The following is a 286-nucleotide window of genomic DNA, read 5'->3' on the forward strand; positions in this document are numbered from 1 at the left end:
GCCGCTCCACAGCAGGTGCCCGTTGTTGAAGCTGACGCCAAAGTCGCGTACGTAATGCTCTATGGTCAGCGCATCATTCAATCCCCTCGACTGCTCAAAGCCGCTCACCACAATCATGCCATAGATCACCAGCGTGAACAGGCCCCACGGAACCACCATGCCGTCCACGCCAAAGCGCAGCACGCGCGGCAGCTGCACATGTTTGACGCCGTCGCCTTTGCCGGTGACGGTGGCGAAGTTTTTACCGCGGAGCCACCAGCGCTGCAGCACAAAGGCGGTCAGCGTG

Annotated in this window: 1 pseudogene; it reads right to left on the bottom strand. The window is 60.8% G+C overall.

Annotated elements, in window-relative coordinates:
- Positions 1-286 (bottom strand): annotated as a pseudogene (locus KVT28_RS24920) (iron ABC transporter permease); the annotation flags it as partial.

Origin of the sequence: Pantoea sp. GbtcB22, from assembly GCF_019091025.1 — a bacterium.
Taxonomy (GTDB): Bacteria; Pseudomonadota; Gammaproteobacteria; order Enterobacterales; family Enterobacteriaceae; genus Pantoea; species Pantoea leporis.